This is a genomic window from Stenotrophomonas sp. 78350_Sma (genome assembly GCF_056482105.1).
Window position 1 is genome coordinate 3741022 of sequence record NZ_CM151182.1, and the last position, 23291, is coordinate 3764312.

Sequence of the window (23291 nt, forward strand, 5' to 3'; positions counted from 1 at the left end):
CCGACCCCAGCCGCCACCTTGCGTAATCTATACTCTGCGACCACGAAATTCGCAATCGGAATCTGAACCCGATGACTCGACTCCGCCGCTGGCTGCGCTGGATCTTCCTGATTGTCCTGGTCCTGGCGCTGATCGGCGCGGCCGCCGTGGGCGGTCTGTACTACGCTGTGTCCTCCAAGCTTCCCGACGTGCAGACCCTGCGCGACGTGGAAATGCAGGAGCCGATGTACGTCTATGCTGCCGACGGCAAGCTGATGGCGGTGTTCGGCGAGACCCGGCGCACCCCGATCACCATGAAGGATGTGCCCGAGCGCCTGAAGCAGGCGTTCCTGGCCACCGAGGATGCCCGCTTCTACGAGCATGGCGGCGTGGACTACATGGGCATCGGCCGCGCGGTGTGGCTGCTGGCCACCACCAGCGACAAGCGCGTTCCGGGTGGCTCCACCATCACCCAGCAGGTGGCCCGCCAGTTCTTCCTCAGCTCCGAGTACAGCTACACCCGCAAGCTGGCCGAGATCCTGCTGGCCCGCAAGATCGAGTCCGAGCTGAGCAAGGACGAGATCTTCGAGCTGTACCTGAACAAGAGTTTCTTCGGCAACCGCGCCTACGGCGTGGCCGCCGCCGCCGAGTTCTACTACGGCAAGAAGCTGAACGAGCTGGACCTGGACGAGATGGCCTCGCTGGCCGGCATCCCCAAGTTCCCGTCCTCGGGCAACCCGATCTCCAACCCGGAACGTGCCCGCCAGCGCCGCGACAACTATGTGCTGCAGCGCATGGCCGACCTGAAGTTCGTCAGCCAGGCCGAGGCGGATGCGGCCAAGGCCGTGCCGATGCATGCCACCGCGCATGAGCCGCCGGTGCAGGTCGATGCCCCGTACGTGGCCGAGCTGGTGCGCCAGGAAATGATCGCCCGCTTCGGCGGGGATGTGGTCAATAAGGGTTACCACGTCACCACCACGATCGACTCCACCCTGCAGACCGCCGCCAACCAGTCGGTGCGCGACGGCCTGCTGCTGTACGACCACCGCCACGGCTGGCACGGCGTGGAGAAGCAGGTGCAGGTGGGTGCCGGCGAAGACGCCGCCGCCCTGGCCGAGCACCTGCGCGGCATGTACGGCCAGGCCGGCCTGCTGCCGGCGATCGTCGCCAGCACCGGCGCCGATGGCAGCGCCACCGTGGTGCTGGCCAACCGCAGCGAGATCGTGCTGCCGGCCGGTGCCGCCAAGTGGACCAACAAGACCCCGGGCAAGCTGGTACAGCGCGGCGACATCGTGCGCGTGCGCGCCGGTGCCAAGGAAGGCGAATGGCTGCTGGACCAGATTCCGCGCGGCCAGTCCGCGCTGGTCTCGCTGGATGCCCACAACGGCGCGCTGAAGGCGCTGGTCGGTGGCTTCAGCTTCTCCGGCAACAAGTTCAACCGCGCCACCCAGGCTCGCCGCCAGCCGGGTTCGAGCTTCAAGCCGTTCGTCTATGCGGCCGCCTTCGACAAGGGCTACAACCCGGCGTCGATCGTGCTCGACGCCCCGGTCGTGTTCCGCGACCGCCGCGGCAAGACCTGGGCCCCGCAGAACGACGGCGGTGGCTTCCGCGGCCCGATGCGCCTGCGTGAAGCGCTGGTGCAGTCGCGCAATCTGGTCTCGGTGCGCCTGCTTGATGGCATGGGCGTGGACTACGCGCGCAAGTACATCAGCGAGTTTGGCTTCGCCGAATCGGAACTGCCGCCCAACCTGTCGATGTCGCTGGGTACCGCTTCGCTCACCCCGCTGTCGGTGGCCCGTGGCTACGCCGTGTTCGCCAATGGCGGCTCGCGCGTGGATACCTGGCTGATCGACCAGGTCAATGACCGCGACGGCAACCTGGTGTTCAAGGAGAACCCGGCACTGGCCTGCCGCGACTGCGCCGGCAGCAGCGACCAGCCCGTCAACCAGGTGGTGGACGGTTTCAATTTCGGCGCTCCGGCCCCGAAGGTGGACCCGGCTGCTGCGGCCAAGGCCGAAGCCAAGACCGAGACCCCGGCCACGCCGGTCAACCCGGATGCCCGCACCGCCCCGCGCGCGATCGACGCCCGCACCGCCTACCAGCTGGTGTCGATGATGCGCGACGTGGTCCAGCGCGGTACCGGTGCCCAGGCCAAGGTGCTCGGCCGCGAGGACGTGGGCGGCAAGACCGGCTCCACCAACGACCACCGCGACGCCTGGTTCTCCGGCTTCGGCGGCCCGTACGTGACCACCGTGTGGGTGGGCCGCGACGACTTCCGCTCGCTGGGTTACCGCGAATACGGTGGCAAGGCCGCCCTGCCGATCTGGATCGACTACATGCGTACCGCGCTGAAGGACACCCCGATCGCGCAGAACGACCCGCCCAGCGGCATGGTCCAGGCCACCCTCAACGGCGCGACCGAGTGGGTGAAGGTGGAAGACATGGACCGCCTGACCGACTACGACCTGAACCTCAATACGCCGCAGGCCGACGCCGCCGCGTTCGATATCTTCTGAGGAAGGGCCAGGTGGGTGCCAACCGTGGGTTGGCACCGATTCGACTCTGGTAGCGGCCAACCTTGGTTGGCGCCGCCTTTGTAGAGCCGAGCCATGCTCGGCTCCGGGCGCCCTCGGTAGAGCAGCCGAGCATGGGCTCGGCTCTACAGGATCAACGGCACCCTTTTGCCGTGGTAGCGGCCAACCTTGGTTGGCGCTCTGTGCCGACCAAGGTCGGCACCTACCAGAGCAGCAACATCCGAAATACCCACGCAGATGTCACATCCGTGCGCTAGTCTGTAGCCAGGTCGCAACAGGGAGTCATCGCATGCATCGCGCCCGTCAGCATGCTGCCAGCCAGACCCGCGAGCGGCGCCACCGCCTCGCCCACGAAGCCGCCCGCCTGATGGCCGAAGGCGGCATCCGCGACTACCACCAGGCCAAGTTGAAGGCCGCCAGCCGGCTCGGCATCCACGACGATGCCTCCCTGCCCCGCAATACCGAGATCGAAGACGCACTGCGCGAGTACCAGCGGCTGTTCTCCGGGCCCCAGCACGGCAACGAACTGCAGCGCCGCCGCGAGGCCGCAACGCGTGCGCTGGAGTTCCTGCACGGCTTCTCCCCGCGCCTGGCCGGCCCGGTGCTGGAGGGCACCGCCGATGCCAACAGCCCCGTGCAGCTGCACCTGCACAGCGACGACCCGGAAGCCGTGCACCGCTTCCTGGAAGACCACCGCATTCCGGCCGAGTCGCGCACGCGACGCCTGCGGATGGACCGCGAGCGCATCCTGGACGTACCGGTCTGGGTATTCAGTGCCGAGGAGCTGACCTTCGACCTGGCTGTGCTGCCCTACGACGCGTTGCGACAGGCGCCGCTGTCGCCGGTGGATGAAAAACCGATGCGGCGCGCCTCGATCAGCCAGTTGCGGCAACTGCTGGCCGAGGCCGAGATCACCGCCTACATCGGCGGCTGACCCCTGGTGCACGCTTACCAGTCATAGGCCAAGCGAAGCTGTGCATTGGCTTCCTTGTAGCCCTGGTCGCCCCGCATCAGGCCGAACCCGCCCCAGGCGTTCAGTCCGGAGCGGAAGGCAATGCGCGCGCCGGCGCTGACTTCATAGCGATCGCGCGCAACGCCTGCGCCCATCGCTTCGCCATCGAACGCAACCTGCGGTGCGGTGCCCTGGCGGTACCAGTTGGTCGCCAGATACGGGTTGACCGTCGCACCCGACCCCATGCGCGATTCGGCCTGCAGGCGCAGCCCCAATCGTCCAGACAGCCGGTTGGACTGCAGCAGGCGCACTTCGGTACCGGTGTGCTCCACATGCGTGCCCATCTGCGAACGGCTGTGGACCAACTGCAGTTCGGGCTGCAGGCTTACCGCGGTGGCACCCACGCGGCCCACACCGAAGCGGTAGCCCGCTTCCAGCGAGGACTGCCACAGATGGCTGCGATAGCGCTCACGCGCCAGTGCATCGCCATCGACACGGTTGCGGAACCGACCGCGCTGTGTCCACGCATCCACATAGGCCGCCTCGGATGCCCAGTTCGCGTAGATACCCACGGCGGCGCCCTGCACGTCGCCCTGCGCCTGGTAATCGGTCAACACCGACCGCGCCTGGGTTCTGGCACGTGCAGCAGTCAGCATCACGCCCACACGGGTGCGCGCTGCATCGAATACACCCACGTCGGCGCCCAGCTGCAGCACGGAATGCTGCGACCGCAGGGACAACTGGTTGTCCACGCCAGGCAGCCGCACCTGCGCGGCCTGCGTGCGGATCCAGCCCTGCACACCGTCGCCTGTACGAACGCCTCGGTCCTGTGCGCCGTGCTGCAACAGCCGGTCCATGGCGAAGCGGTTGGCCAGATAGGTACCCGCCTCCGGACGCAGGATGCGTGGCTGCAACCCAGTGCACCCATCGCCTTCAATCACCTCGCAGGGATCAGGCGTCACACCCGGGCCGTCTTCGCACGACGGCCCATCCAGGCCTTCACTGCAGAGTTCCGGCGGCGGCTTCACCGAGCAGCCTGTGCCCTGCGGATCGCTCTCGCAGGGGTCGGGCACGGTGGCCAGCGCCGAACGCAGGTACCAGCCACCGTCGGCAGGGTCGGCAATGCCGCCCTTGTGCAGGAAATACTCGTAGCGGCCCGCAACGGCACGCCCGGACAGCGAATAGTGCGCGTCCGAGCTGCCTTCCACCTGGATCAGCTGGATACCGTTCTGCGTCTGCGCGCCCAGCCCGCCGACATTGTTGACCTGGACCGCCGCATCGCCGCGGGTGCTGCCCAGCACGTGCAGGAAGTCGGTCGCGGACGCGTCACCGCCCAGCGCCGCATTGAACACCAGCAGACTGCCATGCGTATCCAGGTCACCGCCCACGACAAGGCGGTGGAAGCGACCGGCATAGCCCTGGGAAAGCTGCACCATACTGCGATCAAGCGACAGCGATCCGACCCGCGAATCACCGGTCAGCGTCCACTGGCTCTGCCCGGACAACCTCGCCTGCCCAAGCACGGTACTGCTTCCCTGCCACCGTGATCGATCGGCAAGGTTCAACCGTAGATCCACGGCGACCGGAATGCCCGCAGCAAGATCTTCCGGGGTGATCACGATGTCACCCACCGCGTCCACATCGCCGCTGAAATCGAAGGTGAACGGTGCAGCGAATGCGGCATCGACCTGCGCCAGCACACCATTGCCGCCGGCCAGTCGTGCACCGTTGCGCGCGGTGAACTGGCGGGCGCTGCGCACCCACAGTGCACCATGGCGCTCGGCCAGCAACGACCCACCGTCAATGTCCAGCACGCCGTTGGCATTGATCACCGCCGCCCAGGCACCACGGCCGGTCGTAGTCACATCGGTGCCAGACAGGGACATGCGGCCGGCACCGCCGGTCAGCACGCCATAGCCCTTTTCGCCGGACGTGACGATGGAGCCACCGGACAGCGCCACCTGGCCACCCAGCCGCGCCACCGCACCGATGCCACCTGCGCCACGGGTCTGGATGGTGACACCATCGGCCTGGATGGACGGCTGGCCACGGCCTGCATCCATCGATGCGTACAGGCCGTGCGAGGACTGCCCAAGCGTAGTCAATCGCACATCGAACAGGCGGGCATCACCTGCACGGTTGTCCAGCGCCACCGCGCTGCCGGCCGAGGTGCCAATAGTGCCACCGTGCATCGTGAAGCTGGCCGCGCCCAGGTGAACCGCTGCAGCAATGCCGCCATGGGTGTAGATGTCCACCCCATCCAGGCTGACCTCGTCGCCGTCCGTCGCGGAAACCGCGTAAAAACCGGTCTCGATACGCAGGTTCTCGAGTTGGGCAACGCTGTCGCCCCGCAGCGTGATGCCGCTACTGCGTTCCGAAGACGCGATCAGTTCCCCCCCGCGCCAGTGCAGCGTGCCGCCGTCCACTTCGGCCATCGGCATGGCGGCGGTCGGGTCCCCTTCCGCATCCAGATGAGTGTCAACCAACACTGCTGCGCCACCGCGCTCCACCAGCAAGCCCTTTGCAGAGGGTCCGGCCACGAGCGAACTGCCCTGCAGACGCAGGCTGCCGCCGCTGGCCACGGCGGCCGCCGCACTGCCCCAACCGTTGGCGCGCAGCACTGATCGGGTCACGTCCGCAATGGCGCCCTGCTCGATACGCAGGGCCTCGGAACCGGCGGCGGCCACGGTGAGCTCACTGTCGTCCACCTGCACCCGTGCACCGCCGGCAGCGATCAGCGCCATGGCCGAATTTCCCGTGGTGCTGAGGTGCGCACCCTGCATCAGCAGCGATCCGCCATCCACCCGGGCAGCGGCACTGCCAAGGCCGAGAGTGGACACCCGCACACCGGTTCCATCGGCGGCGCGCAGCAGCTCCACCCGCCCGCCCGACGCCACCGAAATGGCGTCGGACACGCGCCCGTGCTGCGTGCTGACTGCTCCGCCGTGCAGCCGGATCAGGCCATCGGATTCAGCGCGCAGGGCTGCGGCGCCCTGCCCGCGGGTAATGACCGACACCGGCGCGGCCGCGTCGATGCGACCGCCGTTGAGTGCGAACAGCGCATGACCCGCCGCCCCTGCCTCACTCGTCTCGTAGCTGCCTGCAGCGTCGTGCGCGCTGCCATCGGCAATCAACTGCGGCAGCGGCGTGCTGGCAAAGGCGGGAGCAGGCAGCACACAGGCGAAGATCGCCATGGCCAGCAGATTGCGGGGAAGAGGCCGTGAAGCTGAATGGCGGGCAGGGACATGCATGGCGGGGAGCCCGGTTGAAAAAAGGAGGGTGCGCAGTGTCCGTACAGGCCGGGGCCAATGCCATGCAACAAGTTGCAGATTCGCCCTTCCCTCATCACGTCCAGGCGGACCCGCCGCCCACCCTTCCGATGGCCCATGCCCTACAGCGGCATTCCGCTGCCGGTTGTGGGCCCGGCGCCCAACAGCCACTCCGGCAACCAGGGGGCAGGCGCACGCCTGGGATACTCCGCCATCATCCGCGCGTGCATGGTCCGAAGATCGTTCAACAACCATGCCTGGTGGTAGATGTCGCTGAACGCATCCGACCAGCCGCTCTTCACCCGCTGGCGTTCGACGCCTTCGAGACTGGGTACCCGATCAGGTGGGCCATCCAGGATGGGCTGCAGCGCGCGGTTGATGCCCCTGTTTTCCGCTGCGGCCTCGCGCAGCAGGCTGATGTGCGCCTGCACCCGCGCGCATTGATACGGCGCACAGCCATTGGTCGCCTCGATGTAATCGGCGATGTCCGCCAGCAGCGTGGCCTTCAACCGCCATGCCACCTCGCCATCCAGTACCTGCCGCACCCGCATCGTGCGCAGTGTACTGGCGCGGATGTCCTCCCCGGTGGTGAAGTCCTGGCCCGGCGGGCTGCCGGCGCGGCGCACCATCGCGATGCGGAGGATCGCCTCATTGGTGATGCCTTCCACCCGCAAGGCTGCCGCCTGCGGATGCAGCCGCGGGGGTGGCACCGTACTGAACTTCCAGTAGTACCAGAGCACGAACACCACAACCGCAAAGCACAGCACGTTGGACAACAGCAAGACATCCACGCGCCGGGTGTAGTAGTAATACCGCGCACGCCACAGATAGAACGTGCGGTAGCTGATGAATCGACTTGCCCATCGGTACATTGCCATCTCCTCGGCAAGGGCCCCGGCGCGGCGGGGATCTTTACGCGCACCACGCCGGGGCTGCACTGCTTACCAGCCGATACCCACACCGACGCCGACGGTGCGTTCGCCACTGTTGGTGAACGCGCCGCTGAGGCTGAAGGTGGCCGAGCCCTTGTCATTGAGCACACGCTGGTAGCCGACCGCCATGGCCGATTCACCCTCGCTGTAGCCCACGCCCGCGCCCAGGCGGTTGTAGGTGTTCAGGCCCGCGGTGTTCATCGCCATTGCGCTCTGCGCGCTGCCCATCGCCGCCATCCGGTTGAAGCGCTTGTCCATCTTGTCCAGGCGGCGTTCGACGCTGCTGATGGCGCCATCGGTGTACTCGTTGGCACGCGCCAGCATCTTCTCCAGCTCGGCGGTATCAACCTGCGCCTTCGGTGCCGGCTCGTCCTTCTTCTTCGGGGAACCCGCCGGCTGGCCGCCACCCTCGTTGGAGGCAACCTTCGGCACATTTCCGCTGTCAGCGATGGGCGATTCCTCGGTGGCAGGCGGCGGGGTCACCGGCGCTTCGGCTGATGCCAGGCGCTGCGAACGCCCCTGCGGCTGCCCATCCAGGCGGCTCTCCAGCCCGTCCACGCGGCCGTTGAGCTGCTGCTGCATGGCATGCAGCTGGCCACCATTGACCGCATCACGGCTGCCCGCCGCGATCAGACCGTTGGCCACGTTGGAAATGACCATGCCCTGTGCACCGGCCAGCGTCAGCTGACCGATGCCGTCGGTGCGGCTGGTGGGCGTGTCCTGGAACACCGAGCGCAACTGGCCTTCCACGCGATCCATGCGCGAACCGGTGGACGTGACGGCGCCGTCGAGCGACTGCAGGGCATCGCCGAGGGTGGCGTGGCTGCGGCCCTGCAGGCTGAAGCTGGGGCCGACGATGTTGCCGTTGGCGTCGATGCGGGCGCCGCCGCCGATGCTGCGCAGGGTTTCGTTGAGCTGGGCTACGGTGGTGGCGTCGTTCGCAGAAATGCCTCGCCCGACGTTCACTAGGCGGCGCTTCAGGTTGTCGTTGCCGAATGACACCGTCCCTACTTCCTTTGCGACAGATTGATTGCCAACAGCTACAGAGTTGGCCGCCCCGCGCGCAACAGACGACGCGGCCCCCAGTGCCATCCCACCTTCAGCCAAGACCTCGGCCTGGGTTCCGAGCGCGAAACCGGCATCCGCCGATGCAGCTATATAGGCCGCGCGTCCGAGAGCGACAGAGTTTCGAGCGTGCGCTTGAGAAAAGCTGCCTACAGCCACAGCACCTTCAGATTCCAGAGATGCTTCTGCATAGTCCCCAAGAGCAACAGCTACCAATCCCGCCTTCGCCGCAGCCTGCGCGCCACCAACTCCAACAGCTAAGTACTTTGCCTGTTCCTTCAGAGAAGCGACCTCTGAATTCGTGGCAAACAGCTGCCCACCAGTGACAGCATCCGTACTAGCAACGGAACTGATATCACCCTCTGCTAATCCGGTAACGCGAGCGCCAGCAAAGTCGATCGGGCCTTGGCGAGCGGAACCTAGCGGCTCATCCTGCTGCTCCTTCATCTGATCGATCTCGCTCTTGTTGCGGGCGATCTCCTGCTTGGCCGCATGCAGCTGGTTGCCCGTAACGGCATCGCGGCTGCCCGGAGCCAATCGACCATCAGCCAGGTTGGTCAGGACCATACCCTGTGCGCCAGCAAGGGACAGCTGACCAACGCCGCCCGTACGCGCAGATGTCGTCTCGTCGAACATCGAACGAAGCTGGTTCTCGATCACGCCCACTCGGGTACCGGTCTTGGTAGTGGTGCCATCCAGTACGTTCAGTGCATCCGCTACCGTGCGCTGGGTACTGCCCTGCATGGTGTAGGTCGGAGCGATCACGTTGCCGTTCGCGTCCATGCCCGCACCACCGCCAAGAGTAGCCAGGGATTCGTTGAGCTGTGCAATGGTGGTCGCATCATGGACTTCAGCTCCTCGACCGACATTTACCAGCCGACGTTTCAGAGTGTCGTTTCCGAAGGACACCGAAGCTTCCTCACGCGCCACCGAGCCGGAGCCGATCGCAACCGCTCGGGCCGCCCCAGCCATTACGCGACTGCCTGAACCAAGCGACACGCCGTTTTCGGCCGCCACTTCGGTTCCACTACCAAGCGCAAATCCGCCTGTAGCTCCAATGAGAACCGCAGATCCTCGCCCGACTGCAACTGAATTCTCGGCCTCTGCGAGTGCGAAGCTTCCGATTGCGGTCGAGCCCGCTCCCATTGCAGATGAGCCGGAACCAACAGCGACGCCAAGCCACCCTGACTCTGCGGGCAGGCTGGCAGATGATGAATCGATACTGAGGAGCATACTTTGCTCCTCAATCTTCGAAACCCGCTGATTGGTGGTAAACAACTGGCCACCATTCACTGCATCCGTACTAGCCGCAGAACTGATATCCCCATCAGCAATCCCCGTAACCCGCGCACCGCCCATCTCGACCAGGCTGCGGTCGTCGCTGAACTTCACCACGCTGTCCAGGTCCGGATTGAAGGCTTCAAACTCTTCGCGAAGGCGATCCAGGCCATCACGGTTGTCATCGATGCGGCCGGCATGTGCAGTGAGCTGCGTGGCATGCGACGAGAGCGCCAGACCCTGCGCCTTCGCTGTCTCGTTGGCGGCAAACAGCTGCTGGCCGCTCACGGCATCGGAGCTGGTGGCGCTGAGGACGCCATCGGCGACATTACTGATACGGCGCCTGGCACCGGCCTTGTTGGCGACATCCAGCACGGTGCCGCTGTTCTCGGCACCCAGCCGCACATTGCCGGTAGCCGATACCTGCCCCACCAGCCCACCCAGCGTGGTGGCCTGTGCCAGCGCGTTGTCAGCGGCAGTCCTGGCGGCACCGGCGGTGGTCTGCGCCGTGTTGGCGGTGTTCTGCGCGGTGGTGACGTTGCTGTTGGTAGCGGTGAGCTGGCGGCCGGTCACGGCTTCGGTGCTGGTGCCGCTCAGGGTCGCATCGGCAATCCCGCTGATCTTACGGTTGGCATTGGCCTTGTTACGTACGTCCAGCACGGTACCGCTGTTTTCGGCACCCAGCCGCACATTACCGGTAGCCGATACCTGCCCCACCAGGCCACCCAGCGTGGTGGCCTGTACCAGCGCGTTGTCAGCGGCAGTCCTGGCGGCACCGGCGGTGGTCTGCGCCGTGTTGGCAGTGTTCTGTGCGGCGGTAACGTTGCTGTTGGTGGTATTGAGCTGGCGGCCGGTCACGGCCTCGGTGCTGGTGCCGCTCAGGGCCGCGTCGGCCACGCCACTGATCTTGCGGTTGGCATTGGTCTTGTTGCGCACGTCCAGCACGGTACCGGTGTTTTCGGCACCCAGCCGCACATTGCCGGTAGCCGATACCTGCCCCACCAGGCCACCCAGCGTGGTGGCCTGCGCCAGAGCGTCATCAGCGGTGGTCTTCGCCGTGCCGGCGGTGGTCTGCGCGGCGTTGGCGGTGGTCTGCGCGGTGGTGACGTTGCTGTTGGTAGCGGTGAGCTGGCGGCCGGTCACGGCTTCGGTGCTGGTGCCGCTCAGGGTCGCATCGGCAATCCCGCTGATCTTACGGTTGGCATTGGCCTTGTTACGTACGTCCAGCACGGTACCGCTGTTTTCGGCACCCAGCCGCACATTGCCGGTAGCCGATACCTGCCCCACCAGCCCACCCAGCGTGGTGGCCTGTGCCAGCGCGTTGTCAGCGGTAGTCCTGGCGGCACCGGCGGTGGTCTGCGCCGTGTTGGCGGTGTTCTGTGCGGCGGTAACGTTGCTGTTGGTGACGGTGAGCTGGCGGCCGGTGACGGCTTCGGTGCTGGTGCCGCTCAGGGTCGCATCGGCAATCCCGCTGATCTTACGGTTGGCATTGGCCTTGTTACGTACGTCCAGCACGATACCGGTGTTTTCGGCACCCAGGCGCACGTTGCCGGTCGCCGACACCTGCCCGACCAGGCCCGACAGCGTCGTCACCCGGGCCGCGGCAGCATCAGCGGCGGTCTTCGCGGTGTTTGCGGTGCTCTGCGCAGTGGTGACGTTGGTATTGGTGGTATTGAGCTGGCGGCCGGTTACAGCTTCGGTGCTGGTTGCACTCAGCACCGCGTCGGCAACGCCACTGATCTTGCGATTCGCATTGGACTTGTTGCGCACGTCCAGCATGGTGCCGGTGTTGTCAGCGCCCATGCGGATGGTGCTGCTGGCCGAGGTCTGTGTCAGCAGACGGGTGTTGGCCAGCGCCTGGTCGGCGGCAGTCTTGGCGGCGTTGGCGGTGGTACGCACCACGCCCAGATCGGCGTTGGTCTTGTGCAGCTGCTTGCCGGTGACCGCATCGGTACTGGTATCGGACAAGCGCGCATCGGCGACGTTGACGATGCGGCGTTGGGTGGATGCGCTGCCAACGGAGACGCTGTTTCCTTCGTTGGCGACTGAGCCACGGCCCAGCGCCACGGCGCCGCTTGCGCTGGCAGTCGCATGGTGACCCAACGCGACACCGTCGTGCGTTGCGTCGGCACTCGCCCCCAGTGCGATCGCACCACTCCATCCTGCCGTACCGGCACGCGCGTTGCCGCCGATGGCGATGCCACCCAGGCCTGCGCCCGTGTCAACATTCGCACCGCTACCGACGACGACGGCATTCCGCCCCGATCCTGATGCATCGTTGCCGATCACCGTGGCCCCGATGCCGTCCGCCCTTGCCCAGGCGCCCAAAGCGGTACTGTAGCCCTGGTAGGCAGTTGCGTAGTAACCCAGTGCCGTCGCGCGGTCACCCAGAACCTTGCTGCGATGTCCGAATCCAGTTGAGAAGCGACCGTCGATTTCAGTTCCATTACCCGTGATCATCGAGTTGCGGGTATTGCTTCCCACCAGAGTGTAGATGCGACTGTCGTCGTGCCCATAGGAAGGCGTACAGGGATAATAGTCCTCTATCAGGGGCAGACAGCTCTCATTGAAGACGGCCGCAGCAACCGGCGACGACGCACAGAGAACAGCCGCCATCAGGCAGAGCTGCGTTCCATTGCGCTTGCCTTTTGTGGCACTCAGCTCACTCGCAACTACCCAGCACTGACGGGCAGTCGACCACAATCTACGATAGATCTTGTTCATGGAAACTCCTTAACAGGACAAACGAAGGGAACGCCGTGGCGCTGCAGCCACGGCGGGTGTCGGAGATCAGGGGGCGAAGGTCTGCAGGTGTTCGCGATAGCCATCGCGGGTGAGGCGATAGCGCAGTTGCACGGTGCTTCCCGCAGCGGGAACGAACGGCAGTTCCAATGCGCTGCCGGGGTACAGGCTTCGCGACACGTCATGCGCAGTGCAGCGGCTGCCCTGGCATTCGGCGATGCTGGTGATGCCCAGGCGCAGCGTTCCGGTGTTGCGCAGCTGGTTGCCGTCCAGGCGGAAGCCGACGGTGCCGTCATCCGGCAGTACGTTCACCAGCGCGCCCCACACCAGGCTGACGCCGACGTTGGCCTGCGCGCCCTGCCCGCTGGGTTCGAGTGGTGTTTCGTCCGGCCCGCGCACGCCCTCGAAGTAGACGCGGTAGGCGGTTTCCTGGGTGACCGGTTGCAGCGGAATGACGCGGATCAGGCGATTGCCGCCCCCGGCCAAGGCAAACTTGCCCGGGGTGATGGCGATGGCCGCCTCGGCCGGCTCGATCTCCACCTCGTTCTCGTCGGCCTGCGCCGCGTTGTCGATGCGGCGGATGGATGCCTGCACGTACTGCGGCTGGGTGGACTGCGAATAGACACGGATGTTGGTGCCCTTCTTCACGTCCACCGATGCACGCATGGGGTGCACGGTGAGGTTGGCATGGGCGGGAACGGCCGCCGCAAGGGCGATCGACAGTAGTCCGAACGTGATCGGTTTCATCAGGGTCTCCAGGATCAGGGACGCGTAGTGGGCAGGCGCAGCTCGACCTTCAACTGGCCTTCGTAGCCACCGGCGCGCTGTTCGGTGATCGGCACGCGTGGTGTGGTCAGCAGCAACGGGGTGGGGACGCAGAACACCGGCTGGGTCATGCCTGGCAGCAGCACCAGCCGCAGCTTGGCGGTGTCGATGCCGCGCAGTTGTTCTTCCACGCCGTTGGCCATGCGGCGACGCACGCCGGCATGTTCCAGTTCGATCATGTAGTCCAGCCGCTGGTCATCACTGCTGCCGCCATCGTCATGCCACAGCGAGTACCCCAGTGGCCCGGGGGGACGCCCGCTGGTGTCGGTGACAGTCAGGCCCAGGTACTCACTCTGTGAGCCGAGGCCGTCGTAGAGGCACATGTCCAACGGCTTGCGCCCGCCCACGGTCTGGGCGAGTGGGTCGTAGCTGAGATTCAGATCGACGTTGGGCGTGGTCTGCGGGAACTCCGGGAAGTAGATGGAGACCGCGTCGTAGTCGGTGATGGTTATCTGAAAATTGAAGTCAAAGCTCGCAACGCGAGAGGCAGCACTACTGCGAAGCGTCAGCTCCAAGCGGCCGACCCATCGACCCGCGACCAAGCGAGACAGTTCCGCATCTGAAATGAACAATGACGCGGCGGTCCCACTGGCCGGCGTCCTTGGACACGGGGTCGAGTAGCTGGTCCAAATAGGGCGTCTGTCAAACTGCCAATAGTTATGGCACACCAATCCCGAGTCAGCACGCTCCAGATATCCCTCTACCGCGAGTGAGGTCACCATGCCGCTACGCAGCTCCGTGAACTGGAGTTGGATGCGACTCACATACGAGCCGTTCTCGCCGGTATCCGCCGTCGGACACTGACCCGTAGCAGGGTTCTGACTGGAGTTGCAGGTGAAATGGAGTTGTCCAAATCCCTGCGCAGGGTCACCGTCGTATGCAAGCAGCGTTCTTTCCGCAAGCAGGCGAATGCCACCGGGCAGCAACGACCTGTCAAAGTTCATAATGATCGTCTCTGAATAATCCATGGGTACTTGATCCGGCGGCCTTTGCGCCCACGCGCCCGGCACCAGCAGCACGCTGGCCAGCACCACCCACACCCACACAACACCCCGCCTCATGGCGTTCCTCCTGCAGCAGCGGTCTGGGGCGTCGCGGCAATCAGTGCCTGTTCCTGCAGCAGGCGGGTCACCCGTGCCTGCTGGCGGATCTCTGCTGGCAGCTGGGCCACGGCAAGCGGCTCGCACTGCACGGTGCCGACCAGCAGCACCACGCTGCGCCGCTCGCGCACCTGCAGCGGGCAGTGCAGCAGGCGGTCGTCCTGCAGCAGGTAGAGCGTGCGTTCGCGACGCGGGAAATCGGCGACGAAGCCGCCGTTGCTACCGGTGCCCGGCACCGGTGCGTTGAGGATGCGGGCGCCGCCCAGCGGCAGCCCGGCAATGTCCTGTGCGTTGCCGATGAAGGTGTAGGTCACCTCGATCGGAATCGGCATGCGCAGCAGCTTGCCCGGCGGCAGGAACAGCGGGCGCGAACCGCCCACGCCGGTCACCCGGATCGCAGCAATGCTGTCCATGGTGCTGGCGTCCTGCACTTCGGCGCGGTGCGACTGGTAGGCCGACAGCGGCAGCAGGCGGCGCTCGCCCAGGGCCAGCTTCTGCCGGCGCAGGCCGCCAACCTGCAGTTCGGCGGCCACCCCACTCAGGTCCAGATCGTCGGTGTCATCCACCTGCACGGCCAGCCCGGATTCAGCCCCCAGGCCGCCGCCCCAGTAGAGGCCACGGGCGCCCAGCGCCAGGCCCGACCGGGGGGGGGCGCGGGGGGCCTTTTTTTTGGGGCCCCCCTGGTGGTACCCCCCCACGGGGGGACCGGGGGGGGGGGGGGGGTTCGGCGGGGGGGGGGGGGGGGGGGGGGGGGGGGGCGGGCGGTGGTGGGCGGGGGGGGGGGGGGGGGGTGGGGGGGGGGGGGGGGGGCTTGCCGGGGGGGGGGGCGGGGGGGGGGGGGGATATCCGGCCGTGCGTGTTCAGGCTGGCGCAGGTCGGCACTGTAGCGCCGCTGCGACGAACCGCGCTCGCTGCGCTGCAGGCGGGTCAGGCTCAGGTTGAGATACACACCGCGGTCGCGCCCGCTGCGCAGGCTGCCATCGGTATCCTGCTGCCACAGGCCCACGCGCGCGGCCACGCTGAATTCGTTCCAGCGCTGGGTGCGGCCGTAGCTGGCCTGCCAGGTGCGGCTGAGCTGCGGCTGCCGGGTCGGCGCCGGCAGCAGCGGTGGCAGCAGCGGATCCAGCCCGGCCAGTGGATCATCCACGGCGCCAGGCAGGTCCAGCCCCGGCCGCCAGGTCTGCCGGCGGGTATAGCCAACGTAGGCGCTGCCACCGGCCAGCGGCAGCGCTACCGACGCGCTGAGCGAATCGGCGCAGCCCAGCCGGTCACGCGCGTCGTCTTCGAAGTTGCAGGCGTTGCCGCGCAGGCGCTGGTGGTAGACGTTCCAGGACGCGCCACGCCGGTACGACAGCTGGTGCTGCTGCCCGTTGCTGCCATCGCTGCCCTGCATGCCACTGAAGCTGGCGCGGACCTCCTGCGTGGCGAACACGTGGCGCAGGTCCACGCGCAGTTCGCCATAGCTGTAGCCGCCGATGTCGGCCACGCCGGCGGTGGCCGCAACGTTGCGGCCCAGAGGAATGCGCAGGCCGGCCATCGCCGCCAGTTCATCATTGTGGCGTGCTGACCGGCGCTCCTGCCGGCGCCCGCCCTGCAGGAACCACTGCACGCTGCTGTCGGTCCAGTCGCCGCCCTTGTCGAACGGTGCTTCCTCGCTGCGCACCAGCACGCCGTCTTCATGGATGCGCAGGCTGACGGTATAGCTGCCGAACGGGAAGCGGCGGGTATCGAGCTGGTTGATGCCGGCCCGCAGGTAGTAGGTCTGCAGCAGACGGTTGCCGTCGAAGGCATCCACGCGCGCATCGCGTGCCAGCAGCACCGTGAGCGGAGTGGCCTGCACGGCAGCATCGGCATCCACATAGGCCTGGGTGGTGCCCAGGCGCAGGCCCTGGAAGCGGTCCAGCGGCAGCATGCCGAAGCTGAAGGTGCCGCCCAGCGGGCTGGAGAGATTGCGGCGGTCCATGCGGCCCAGCTGCAGGTAGTGCTGCGGGCCCAGGTCGTGCCGGTAATAGGCGTTGTCGAGCTGGAAGTCATCGCGCATGCGCTGGTTGCGATAGCGCTGCTGGCTGTAGTTCCACTCTGCCGCCAGGTGGCCACGCTCGAACACGCCCAGCATGCCCATGCCCTGCGCCGACAGCGCCTGCATGCCGCGACCACCGCTGAGGTTGATGGACTGCTGGTGCAGGAAGGCGTTTTCGGCATTGGCGCTGACGCTGTGGAAGCGGGATGCGGCCGGCTCACCGTTGATCCACTGGCGCGCGACGAACAGCCGCACCGTGCCCTCGCCTTCGTCATACAGGGCCCGCACGGCGGCAGGATCCTGCGGCGGCTCCAGATAGCCGCAACCCGCGCTGCCCGCGCCGAAACGGCAGGCCAGGTGGCTGTTGCGGGGGAGTGGCTGCGAGGCTGCTGCCAGCAGCGCCTGCTGCGCTTCTGCGGACAGCTGCAGAGCGGCCAGCACCGCGGTGGGGTCTTCCAGCTGCACGTGTTCCAAAGTGACGCGCACCGGCATGAGCCCGGTCGAACGACCGAACAGGCTGATGTCGAGTTGTTCGGTCTGACCTTCGACCAGATCCTCGAAACCGGGTGGCACGCCACGCGCCATCACCCACGGTGTGGGCAATGACAAGGCGAGCGCGATCGCCAGCCGGGTGACGGCGGGTGCAGGTGTTTTCATGGGGATGCTGCCGGAAGCGGCCGGCCCGGTGATCGGGCCGGCCCGGGGTGTTACGGCGAAGTGGTCGTCTGCGCCATTGCAATGCTGACCATGCCTTCATACTTGCCGGCCACGGTGATCGGCGCACGGGTCGCCTGGGCGACGACCAGCGGCATCGCGACCGAACCACCCGGAACGCCACCGCTGTACAGGTCCGCTGCCGGGAACTTGGTGTTGACCAGAGTCAGCTCCTGGCGGTTCAGGGTGACCGTCAGCGGCACGGACGGCGCGGCGCCGGCGGCATCGGTGGCGATCAGCGATGCGGCATTCACCAGCCGCACCTCGACATCCTTGGCAATGTCATTGGTGTAGATGCGCACCTGCTGGCTCCAGGGCGACAGGCCGCTGGCCGGGTTGTGCACCAGGTTGACGACATCCGGCAACGCCGTGCCATCGTCCTTCAGCAGGGCCAGCGACGTATCAACCTGGGCCCAGACGGAGATGTTCGCTTCGGCGGCGTTGGCGGACAGGGAAGCAGTGGCCAGCGCAGCAGCGAGCGCGGCCTTCTTGAGAATGGCGTTCATGGGGAGTCTCTCTCGGACAGGGAAAATGAAAGCCGCCCTCCCCCTGGAAAGAGGAAGAGCGGCGCCGCCCGCAGAGGTGGTTGCGGGCAACGGAGAGAATGTTAGGAACCCATTGCCATGCAGACCATTCAAGCTTTCCTAAAACATTGAACGCTAAGGAGAAACCTTGAAGACGCTCAATGTTTGAGAGTTATGCAAATTCCCTCACTGATTAAATGCAATAAACCTCATTGCCTTGCCTGTGCAGGGTCGAACCGCGCCGAAGAATCCGTGGACGCGCTCCAGATGAACGCATCGCCATGCGCGCGGAACCTGTCGCCGGGCGGAGAACATGATTCGCGCTCGACTGCTGTTCGCATTGCGCGCGCGATTCAACTGCCGGTCGACGCTACCTCCCGGGCAATGACAACAGGAACGACTCCATGGCCGCCACCAATGCCAAGGGTGTCTCATTCATCGGGTAGTGCCCTGCACTTTCGATGACCTCCAGCGTTGCGTGGCGATAGCGGCACAGATAGGTCTTCTCCATCAGTGATCGGTTGAACGTTGGATCCTTCCCGCCCACCACCACCTTCAACCGATGGTCGCCGATGATCTCATCGCTGAAATCCGTATCTGCCCACGCGGAAAGATAGGCAGCAAATGCGCCGGGCGTGGAGTGCTCCATTGAGTAGTCGGCCTTCCAGTCCAACCAGGCGACAGGCAGCCGCCCACCGGTGCTGCGGTCGATGATGGTCCGCCGGTTGGCCAGGCTGTCGGCGGCACCCTCCAGCAGGTGGCGCGTGGCCGCGTCATAGGCAATACCACCGCAGGGAACGGGTGCGATGGCGAGCATGGATCGCACACGCTGTGGCGCGAGCACGGCGATGCGTTCGATCGCCATGCCTCCCATGGAATGCCCGACCAGGCTGAAGGTGCCGATCCGCAGCGCATCGGCGAGCGCCAACGCATCATGCGCGATCTCGTCGATGCTGAACTGACCCGTCGCATCGCGCATGCCTCCGTAGCCACGGCAATCCATGAAGACGTAGCTGAAGTGATCGCGCGACAGCCACGGCTCGATCGGCTCGAACGCATGCGCGTCGCCGAACCAGCCATGCAGGACCAGGACGAAGTGAGGCCCCCGCCCCACGCGATGAAAAGTGTTGGCCATGAAGAATCGCCACAGTCAGAAGGAGCACTGATGCTAGGCAGGGCAAGTGCGGCCCGCCGTCGATGGCGGGTCAACCGCTATAGAATCCGGGCCATGCGCAATTCGCTGCTCGATCCCTACGAAGACCTGCCGCGCGATGTTGTGGTCACCTCGAACGACTACGCGGCCGCGTCCACGTTTCCCCGGCATGCCCACCGACGCGGTCAGTTCGCGTTTGCGGCGCGCGGCACCATCAGCGTGACGACACCGCAGGGACGCTGGCTGGTGCCTCCGCAGCGCGCCTGTTGGGTACCGGCGGGGCTGGCCCACGAGATGACGATGCGCGGGCCGGTAACGATGCTCAATGCCTTCCTTTCCATCGAGGCGGCCGCCGCCGTGGCACTGCCAATGCACTGCAGCGTGTATGCGGTCTCTCCCTTGCTGCGGCAGCTGCTGGAGGATGCAGTGGACCTGCCACCGCTCTACGACGAGGACGGGCGTGCGGGCAAGCTGATGCAACTACTGGTGGCGGAGATCGCGTCGATGCCGACGCTTTCCCTGCATGCGCCATTGCCTGCCGATGCACGCCTCGCGCGTATCTGCCGGGCGCTGTTCGATGCGCCTTCGCTCGCCATTGGGCTTGATGAGGTGGCTGCGGAAGCGGGCATGAGCCGTCGCACGTTCACGCGGATGTTCCGCGCGGATACCGGGGTGAGTTTTGCCGAGTGGCGGCAGCAGGTGTGCCTGCTGGTGGCCATCGAACGACTGGGGCAAGGGCAGGCGGTGACGCGCGTGGCACTGGACCTGGGGTACGCAAGCCCGAGTGCGTTTTCTGCGGCATTCCGGCGTGTGCTGGGGAGTTCGCCGAGCCAGTATTCAGAGGTGTAGCAAGAGCAGTCGAGCATGGCTCGACTCTACAGAAGCGTGCCAACCAAGGTTGGCACCCACCAGGGTGGCGGCAAAAAAAACGCCCCGCGGATGCGGGGCGTTCCCAGCACAACCTACGCGGGCGATCAGCTCTGGTAGTCGCGCACGTCGCTGCCGGTGTAGACCTGGCGCGGACGGCCGATCTTCATTTCCGGATCGACCTGCTGTTCCAGCCAATGCGACACCCAACCGGAGGTACGGCCCAGGGCGAACATGACGGTGAACATTTCGGTCGGGATCTGCAGCGCCTTGTAGATGATGCCGCTGTAGAAATCGACGTTCGGGTACAGCTTGCGGGCGACGAAGTACTCGTCCTGCAGCGCGGCCTGTTCCAGCTTCACGGCCACGTCCAGCAGCGGATCCTGCACGCCCAGCTGCTTGAGCACCTTGCTGGTCATCTCGCCGATGACCTTGGCGCGCGGGTCGAAGTTCTTGTAGACGCGGTGGCCGAAGCCCATCAGGCGGAAGCCCGAGGTCTTGTCCTTGGCCTTGACCACGGCGGACTCGACGTTGTCGGCGCTGCCGATCTCTTCCAGCATCTTCAGCACGGCTTCGTTGGCACCGCCGTGGGCCGGACCCCACAGCGCGGTGACGCCAGCGGCGACCGACGCGTACGGGTTGGCACCGGTCGAACCGACCAGGCGCACGGTCGAGGTCGAAGCGTTCTGCTCGTGGTCGGCGTGCAGGATGAACAGCAGGTCCAGCGCCTTGACCACGTCCGGGTTCAGGTCGTACTGGCCGTCCGCCGACTCGAAGGTCTGCTTCAGGAAGCGGCTGACGTAGTCCAGCGAGGTGTCCGGCTTGTTGGCCGGCAGGCCCTTGCCGTGGCGGTAGATCAGCGCCGACAGGGTCGGCACCTTGGCGATCAGGCGCACGGCGGCCTGGCGGCGCTGTTCGGCGTCGGACAGGTCCAGCGAGTCGTGGTAGATGGCCGACAGCTGCGCGATCGCAGCAGCCAGGATGGCCATCGGGTGGGCGTCCTTGGCGAAGCTGCCGATCAGGGTGTTGATCGAATCGTCGACGTTGGCTTCGGCAGCCAGCTCATCGGTGAAGGCCTTCAGCTGCTCGGCGCTCGGGCGCTCGCCGTTGATCAGCAGGTAGGCCACTTCGACGTAGCTCGACTTTTCCGACAACTGTTCGATCGGGTAGCCGCGGTACAGCAGCACGCCCTTGTCGCCGTCGATGTAGGTGATGGCGGACTTGCAGCTGGCCGTCGCGGTGAAGCCGGAATCGTAGGTGAAATACCCCGTTTCCTTGGTCAGCTTCGCGATGTCGACGCAGTCGTTGCCAAGGGTGGGTTTGATGACGGGCAGAACGACCGACTTATCGCCGGCGTTGAGCGTGACCTGATCAAGATCGGACACTGTGTGCGCTCCTTCATGGGAAGGCGCCTGCCCAAGCGCATTGGTCAGGCACGTGAATGACGTCCTCGGCCTGTGCCGGGGATCAGGTCATTATCGCACAGCAGCATTTGTCGGGTGCTAGACGGAAGTCGTATACGACAGGCGGCCAGACGCCGGCCGTTGAGCGGCCCGGATCGGCAAAAGCGCTGTCATACGAACGCAGTGTTCCGCCCATCCAAACGCCCGTTGGGCAGGCGTTGGGGAAAAACAAACGGCCGCGCAGAGCGCGGCCGTCGGTTCGAAGCAGGATCGACAGATCAGCGCGCGTAGCGCTTCTGGAACTTGTCGATACGGCCCGAGGTGTCGATGACCTTGTGCTTGCCCGTGTAGAACGGGTGCGAAGCCGAGGAAATTTCAACCTTCACCAGCGGGTAGTCGTTGCCGTCTTCCCACTTGATGGTTTCCTTCGTCGCCATGGTCGAGCGGGTCAGGATCTTGAAATCGGAGGTGACGTCATGGAAGACGACGTCGCGGTAGTTCGGATGGATATCGGCCTTCATGGGCTCACACCGTAAATGGGCTGGTGGTCAAGAGCGGCATTATAAGCACCGGTTGCCGCCCGGGGCAACCGGTGCCGGGCAATTGACTTCAGTCCGCGCCCAGGGCCTGGCGTACCAGGGCCTCGAAACGCTGCTGGTCGTAGGCCATCAGCAGATCGCAGTTGTCCGGCTGGCCGGTCTGGCGGTTCCAGTCGACGATGGTGGCACCGCGGCTGAACGTGCCGTTCAGTTCCACGTTCAGCGGCCGCGACTCGACCTGCAGCTGCCCTTCCGGGTTCAGTGCCCAGGCCATGGCCACCGCATCGGCGGTGTACCAGCGGCCGCCTTTGGCGTCTTCAGACAGCGCGCGGGTCTTGCGCGAAATCAGCTCGTAGAAGCGGGCGCGATCGGAGTCGGCCTGCAGCCACGTCTCGGCATCTTCCAGCGGCAGGCCATGGGCGACGGTTGCCTCCCAGTCCGACACCAGCAGGTGCTTGAACGAGGTGAACACCACGTGCGCCGCTTCAGGGTCGAAGGCGATGTTGAACTCGGCCGCCGGGGTGATGTTGCCGTGGCAGGTGACTGCGCCTCCCATCACCACGATGCGCTTGATGCGCTGGGGCAGGGTCGGGTCCAGCTTCAGTGCCAGGGCCAGGTTGGTCAGCGGGCCGAGCATCACCAGCATCAGTTCGCCGGCGTGCTCATGCGACAGGCGCAGGATGGCCAGTGCAGCGTGCTCGGCTTCAGCCTGGCGGCTCGGCGGCGGCAGGTCCACGTCGCCGTAGCCGTCACGGCCATGCACGTGGGCAGCGTCGACGGAAGGATGCAGCAGCGGATCCGGGCTGCCGGCAAACACCGGTACGTCGGCGCGGCCGACGATGTCGCAGAGCTTGAGGGCATTGCGGACGGTGTACTGCAGGCCGACATTGCCGGCGGCGATGGTCAGGGCGACCACGTCATGCCGTTCATCGGCAAAGGCCATCAGCAGGGCCAGGGCGTCGTCCACACCGGGGTCGGTGTCGATCAACAGGGGGATCTTGTGGGTCATCGTTGCCGTCTTCAGATCGGCAACGAAGTGTGGACCGGGATGATGACCGTTGCAAGTACGGGGGTTCTGGCAGGGCTGCGCCCTGCACCCGCAGAATCAACGGCAAACGCCAGAGCAACGGCAAAAGCTGGTTTCCTGGGGGCTGCGGGGTGGGTCCGATTGCGGGGGACGCCGTAAACCCGTCCTTGGGGGCTTGGCCGCGGCATCCATGCCGCGGACACCCCCGCAACCGGACCCACCCCGCCTTCGACAGATTTCCGCGGTCTGTCGGAACGGCGGATGTTGGTAGGTGTCGACCTTGGTCGACACATCCACGCAATGCGTGGATGAACATGGAGATGATCGAAAGCGCTGTAGAGTCAGGAATGGGCTCAGAGCCCTTCGGC

Annotated in this window: 13 protein-coding genes and 2 pseudogenes; 3 read left to right on the forward strand and 12 right to left on the reverse strand. The window is 65.9% G+C overall.

Annotation, left to right across the window (positions count from 1 at the left end):
* Positions 1-71 precede the first annotated feature (71 nt).
* A complete protein-coding gene (locus ACZK4H_RS17320; RefSeq protein ID WP_099552983.1) occupies positions 72-2495 on the forward strand; it encodes a penicillin-binding protein 1A in 2424 nt (807 codons plus the stop codon).
* A 307-nt stretch (positions 2496-2802) separates the two neighbouring features.
* Positions 2803-3447: a hypothetical protein gene (locus ACZK4H_RS17325; RefSeq protein ID WP_099552982.1), complete on the forward strand. Its 645-nt coding sequence runs from the start codon at positions 2803-2805 to the stop codon at positions 3445-3447.
* 14 nt (positions 3448-3461) lie between these two features.
* Here ACZK4H_RS17325 and ACZK4H_RS17330 read toward each other — a convergent pair whose 3' ends face one another.
* From ACZK4H_RS17330 to ACZK4H_RS17370, 9 genes and pseudogenes are all read right to left on the reverse strand, one after another.
* Positions 3462-6659, reverse strand: coding sequence for an autotransporter outer membrane beta-barrel domain-containing protein (locus ACZK4H_RS17330; protein ID WP_158230217.1), 3198 nt, complete (start codon positions 6657-6659; stop codon positions 3462-3464).
* Positions 6660-6856: 197 nt separating this feature from the next.
* On the reverse strand, positions 6857-7606 hold the full coding sequence (locus ACZK4H_RS17335) for a hypothetical protein (protein ID WP_099552980.1): 750 nt from the start codon (positions 7604-7606) through the stop codon (positions 6857-6859).
* Between the two features lie 69 nt (positions 7607-7675).
* A complete protein-coding gene (locus ACZK4H_RS17340) occupies positions 7676-12469 on the reverse strand; it encodes a YadA-like family protein (RefSeq protein ID WP_239503735.1) in 4794 nt (1597 codons plus the stop codon).
* A 195-nt stretch (positions 12470-12664) separates the two neighbouring features.
* Positions 12665-12733, reverse strand: a pseudogene (locus tag ACZK4H_RS17345) (ESPR-type extended signal peptide-containing protein); the annotation flags it as partial.
* Between the two features lie 66 nt (positions 12734-12799).
* Positions 12800-13498 carry a pilus assembly protein gene (locus ACZK4H_RS17350; RefSeq protein ID WP_099552978.1) on the reverse strand — a complete coding sequence of 233 codons (699 nt, stop codon included), beginning with the start codon at positions 13496-13498 and terminating at the stop codon, positions 12800-12802.
* A 14-nt stretch (positions 13499-13512) separates the two neighbouring features.
* On the reverse strand, positions 13513-14637 hold the full coding sequence (locus ACZK4H_RS17355) for a CfaE/CblD family pilus tip adhesin (protein ID WP_478472997.1): 1125 nt from the start codon (positions 14635-14637) through the stop codon (positions 13513-13515).
* Positions 14634-17353, reverse strand: a pseudogene (locus tag ACZK4H_RS17360) (TcfC E-set like domain-containing protein). Before ACZK4H_RS17360 ends, ACZK4H_RS17355 begins: the two are co-directional and overlap by 4 nt.
* 50 nt (positions 17354-17403) lie before the next feature.
* Entirely contained in the window at positions 17404-17916 is a 513-nt protein-coding gene (locus ACZK4H_RS17365) for a CS1 type fimbrial major subunit (protein WP_099552975.1), read from the reverse strand.
* 388 nt (positions 17917-18304) lie between these two features.
* On the reverse strand, positions 18305-19069 hold the full coding sequence (locus ACZK4H_RS17370; protein ID WP_099552974.1) for an alpha/beta fold hydrolase: 765 nt from the start codon (positions 19067-19069) through the stop codon (positions 18305-18307).
* A 93-nt stretch (positions 19070-19162) separates the two neighbouring features.
* On the opposite strand from ACZK4H_RS17370, the gene ACZK4H_RS17375 reads away from it, so the two are divergent.
* A complete protein-coding gene (locus tag ACZK4H_RS17375; RefSeq protein ID WP_099552973.1) occupies positions 19163-19936 on the forward strand; it encodes an AraC family transcriptional regulator in 774 nt (257 codons plus the stop codon).
* A 125-nt stretch (positions 19937-20061) separates the two neighbouring features.
* On the opposite strand, the gene ACZK4H_RS17380 is transcribed toward ACZK4H_RS17375, so the two are convergent.
* From ACZK4H_RS17380 to ACZK4H_RS17390, 3 genes are all read right to left on the reverse strand, one after another.
* Positions 20062-21339, reverse strand: a complete 1278-nt coding sequence (locus ACZK4H_RS17380; RefSeq protein ID WP_099552972.1) for a citrate synthase — start codon at positions 21337-21339, stop codon at positions 20062-20064.
* Positions 21340-21635: 296 nt separating this feature from the next.
* Entirely contained in the window at positions 21636-21878 is a 243-nt protein-coding gene (locus ACZK4H_RS17385) for a type B 50S ribosomal protein L31 (protein ID WP_010484049.1), read from the reverse strand.
* 88 nt (positions 21879-21966) lie between these two features.
* A complete protein-coding gene (locus ACZK4H_RS17390; protein WP_099552971.1) occupies positions 21967-22905 on the reverse strand; it encodes a nucleoside hydrolase in 939 nt (312 codons plus the stop codon).
* Between the last annotated feature and the right edge of the window lie 386 nt (positions 22906-23291).

Bases quoted from the DNA above. Each gene is read 5' to 3' on its own strand.
- ACZK4H_RS17320 (WP_099552983.1), top strand. From the start codon at position 72: ATGACTCGACTCCGCCGCTGGCTGCGCTGGATCTTCCTGATTGTCCTG.
- ACZK4H_RS17325 (WP_099552982.1), top strand. From the start codon at position 2,803: ATGCATCGCGCCCGTCAGCATGCTGCCAGCCAGACCCGCGAGCGGCGC.
- ACZK4H_RS17330 (WP_158230217.1), bottom strand. From the start codon at position 6,659: ATGGCGATCTTCGCCTGTGTGCTGCCTGCTCCCGCCTTTGCCAGCACG.
- ACZK4H_RS17335 (WP_099552980.1), bottom strand. From the start codon at position 7,606: ATGTACCGATGGGCAAGTCGATTCATCAGCTACCGCACGTTCTATCTG.
- ACZK4H_RS17340 (WP_239503735.1), bottom strand. From the start codon at position 12,469: ATGATCACGGGTAATGGAACTGAAATCGACGGTCGCTTCTCAACTGGA.
- ACZK4H_RS17350 (WP_099552978.1), bottom strand. From the start codon at position 13,498: ATGAAACCGATCACGTTCGGACTACTGTCGATCGCCCTTGCGGCGGCC.
- ACZK4H_RS17355 (WP_478472997.1), bottom strand. From the start codon at position 14,637: ATGAGGCGGGGTGTTGTGTGGGTGTGGGTGGTGCTGGCCAGCGTGCTG.
- ACZK4H_RS17365 (WP_099552975.1), bottom strand. From the start codon at position 17,916: ATGAACGCCATTCTCAAGAAGGCCGCGCTCGCTGCTGCGCTGGCCACT.
- ACZK4H_RS17370 (WP_099552974.1), bottom strand. From the start codon at position 19,069: ATGGCCAACACTTTTCATCGCGTGGGGCGGGGGCCTCACTTCGTCCTG.
- ACZK4H_RS17375 (WP_099552973.1), top strand. From the start codon at position 19,163: ATGCGCAATTCGCTGCTCGATCCCTACGAAGACCTGCCGCGCGATGTT.
- ACZK4H_RS17385 (WP_010484049.1), bottom strand. From the start codon at position 21,878: ATGAAGGCCGATATCCATCCGAACTACCGCGACGTCGTCTTCCATGAC.
- ACZK4H_RS17390 (WP_099552971.1), bottom strand. From the start codon at position 22,905: ATGACCCACAAGATCCCCCTGTTGATCGACACCGACCCCGGTGTGGAC.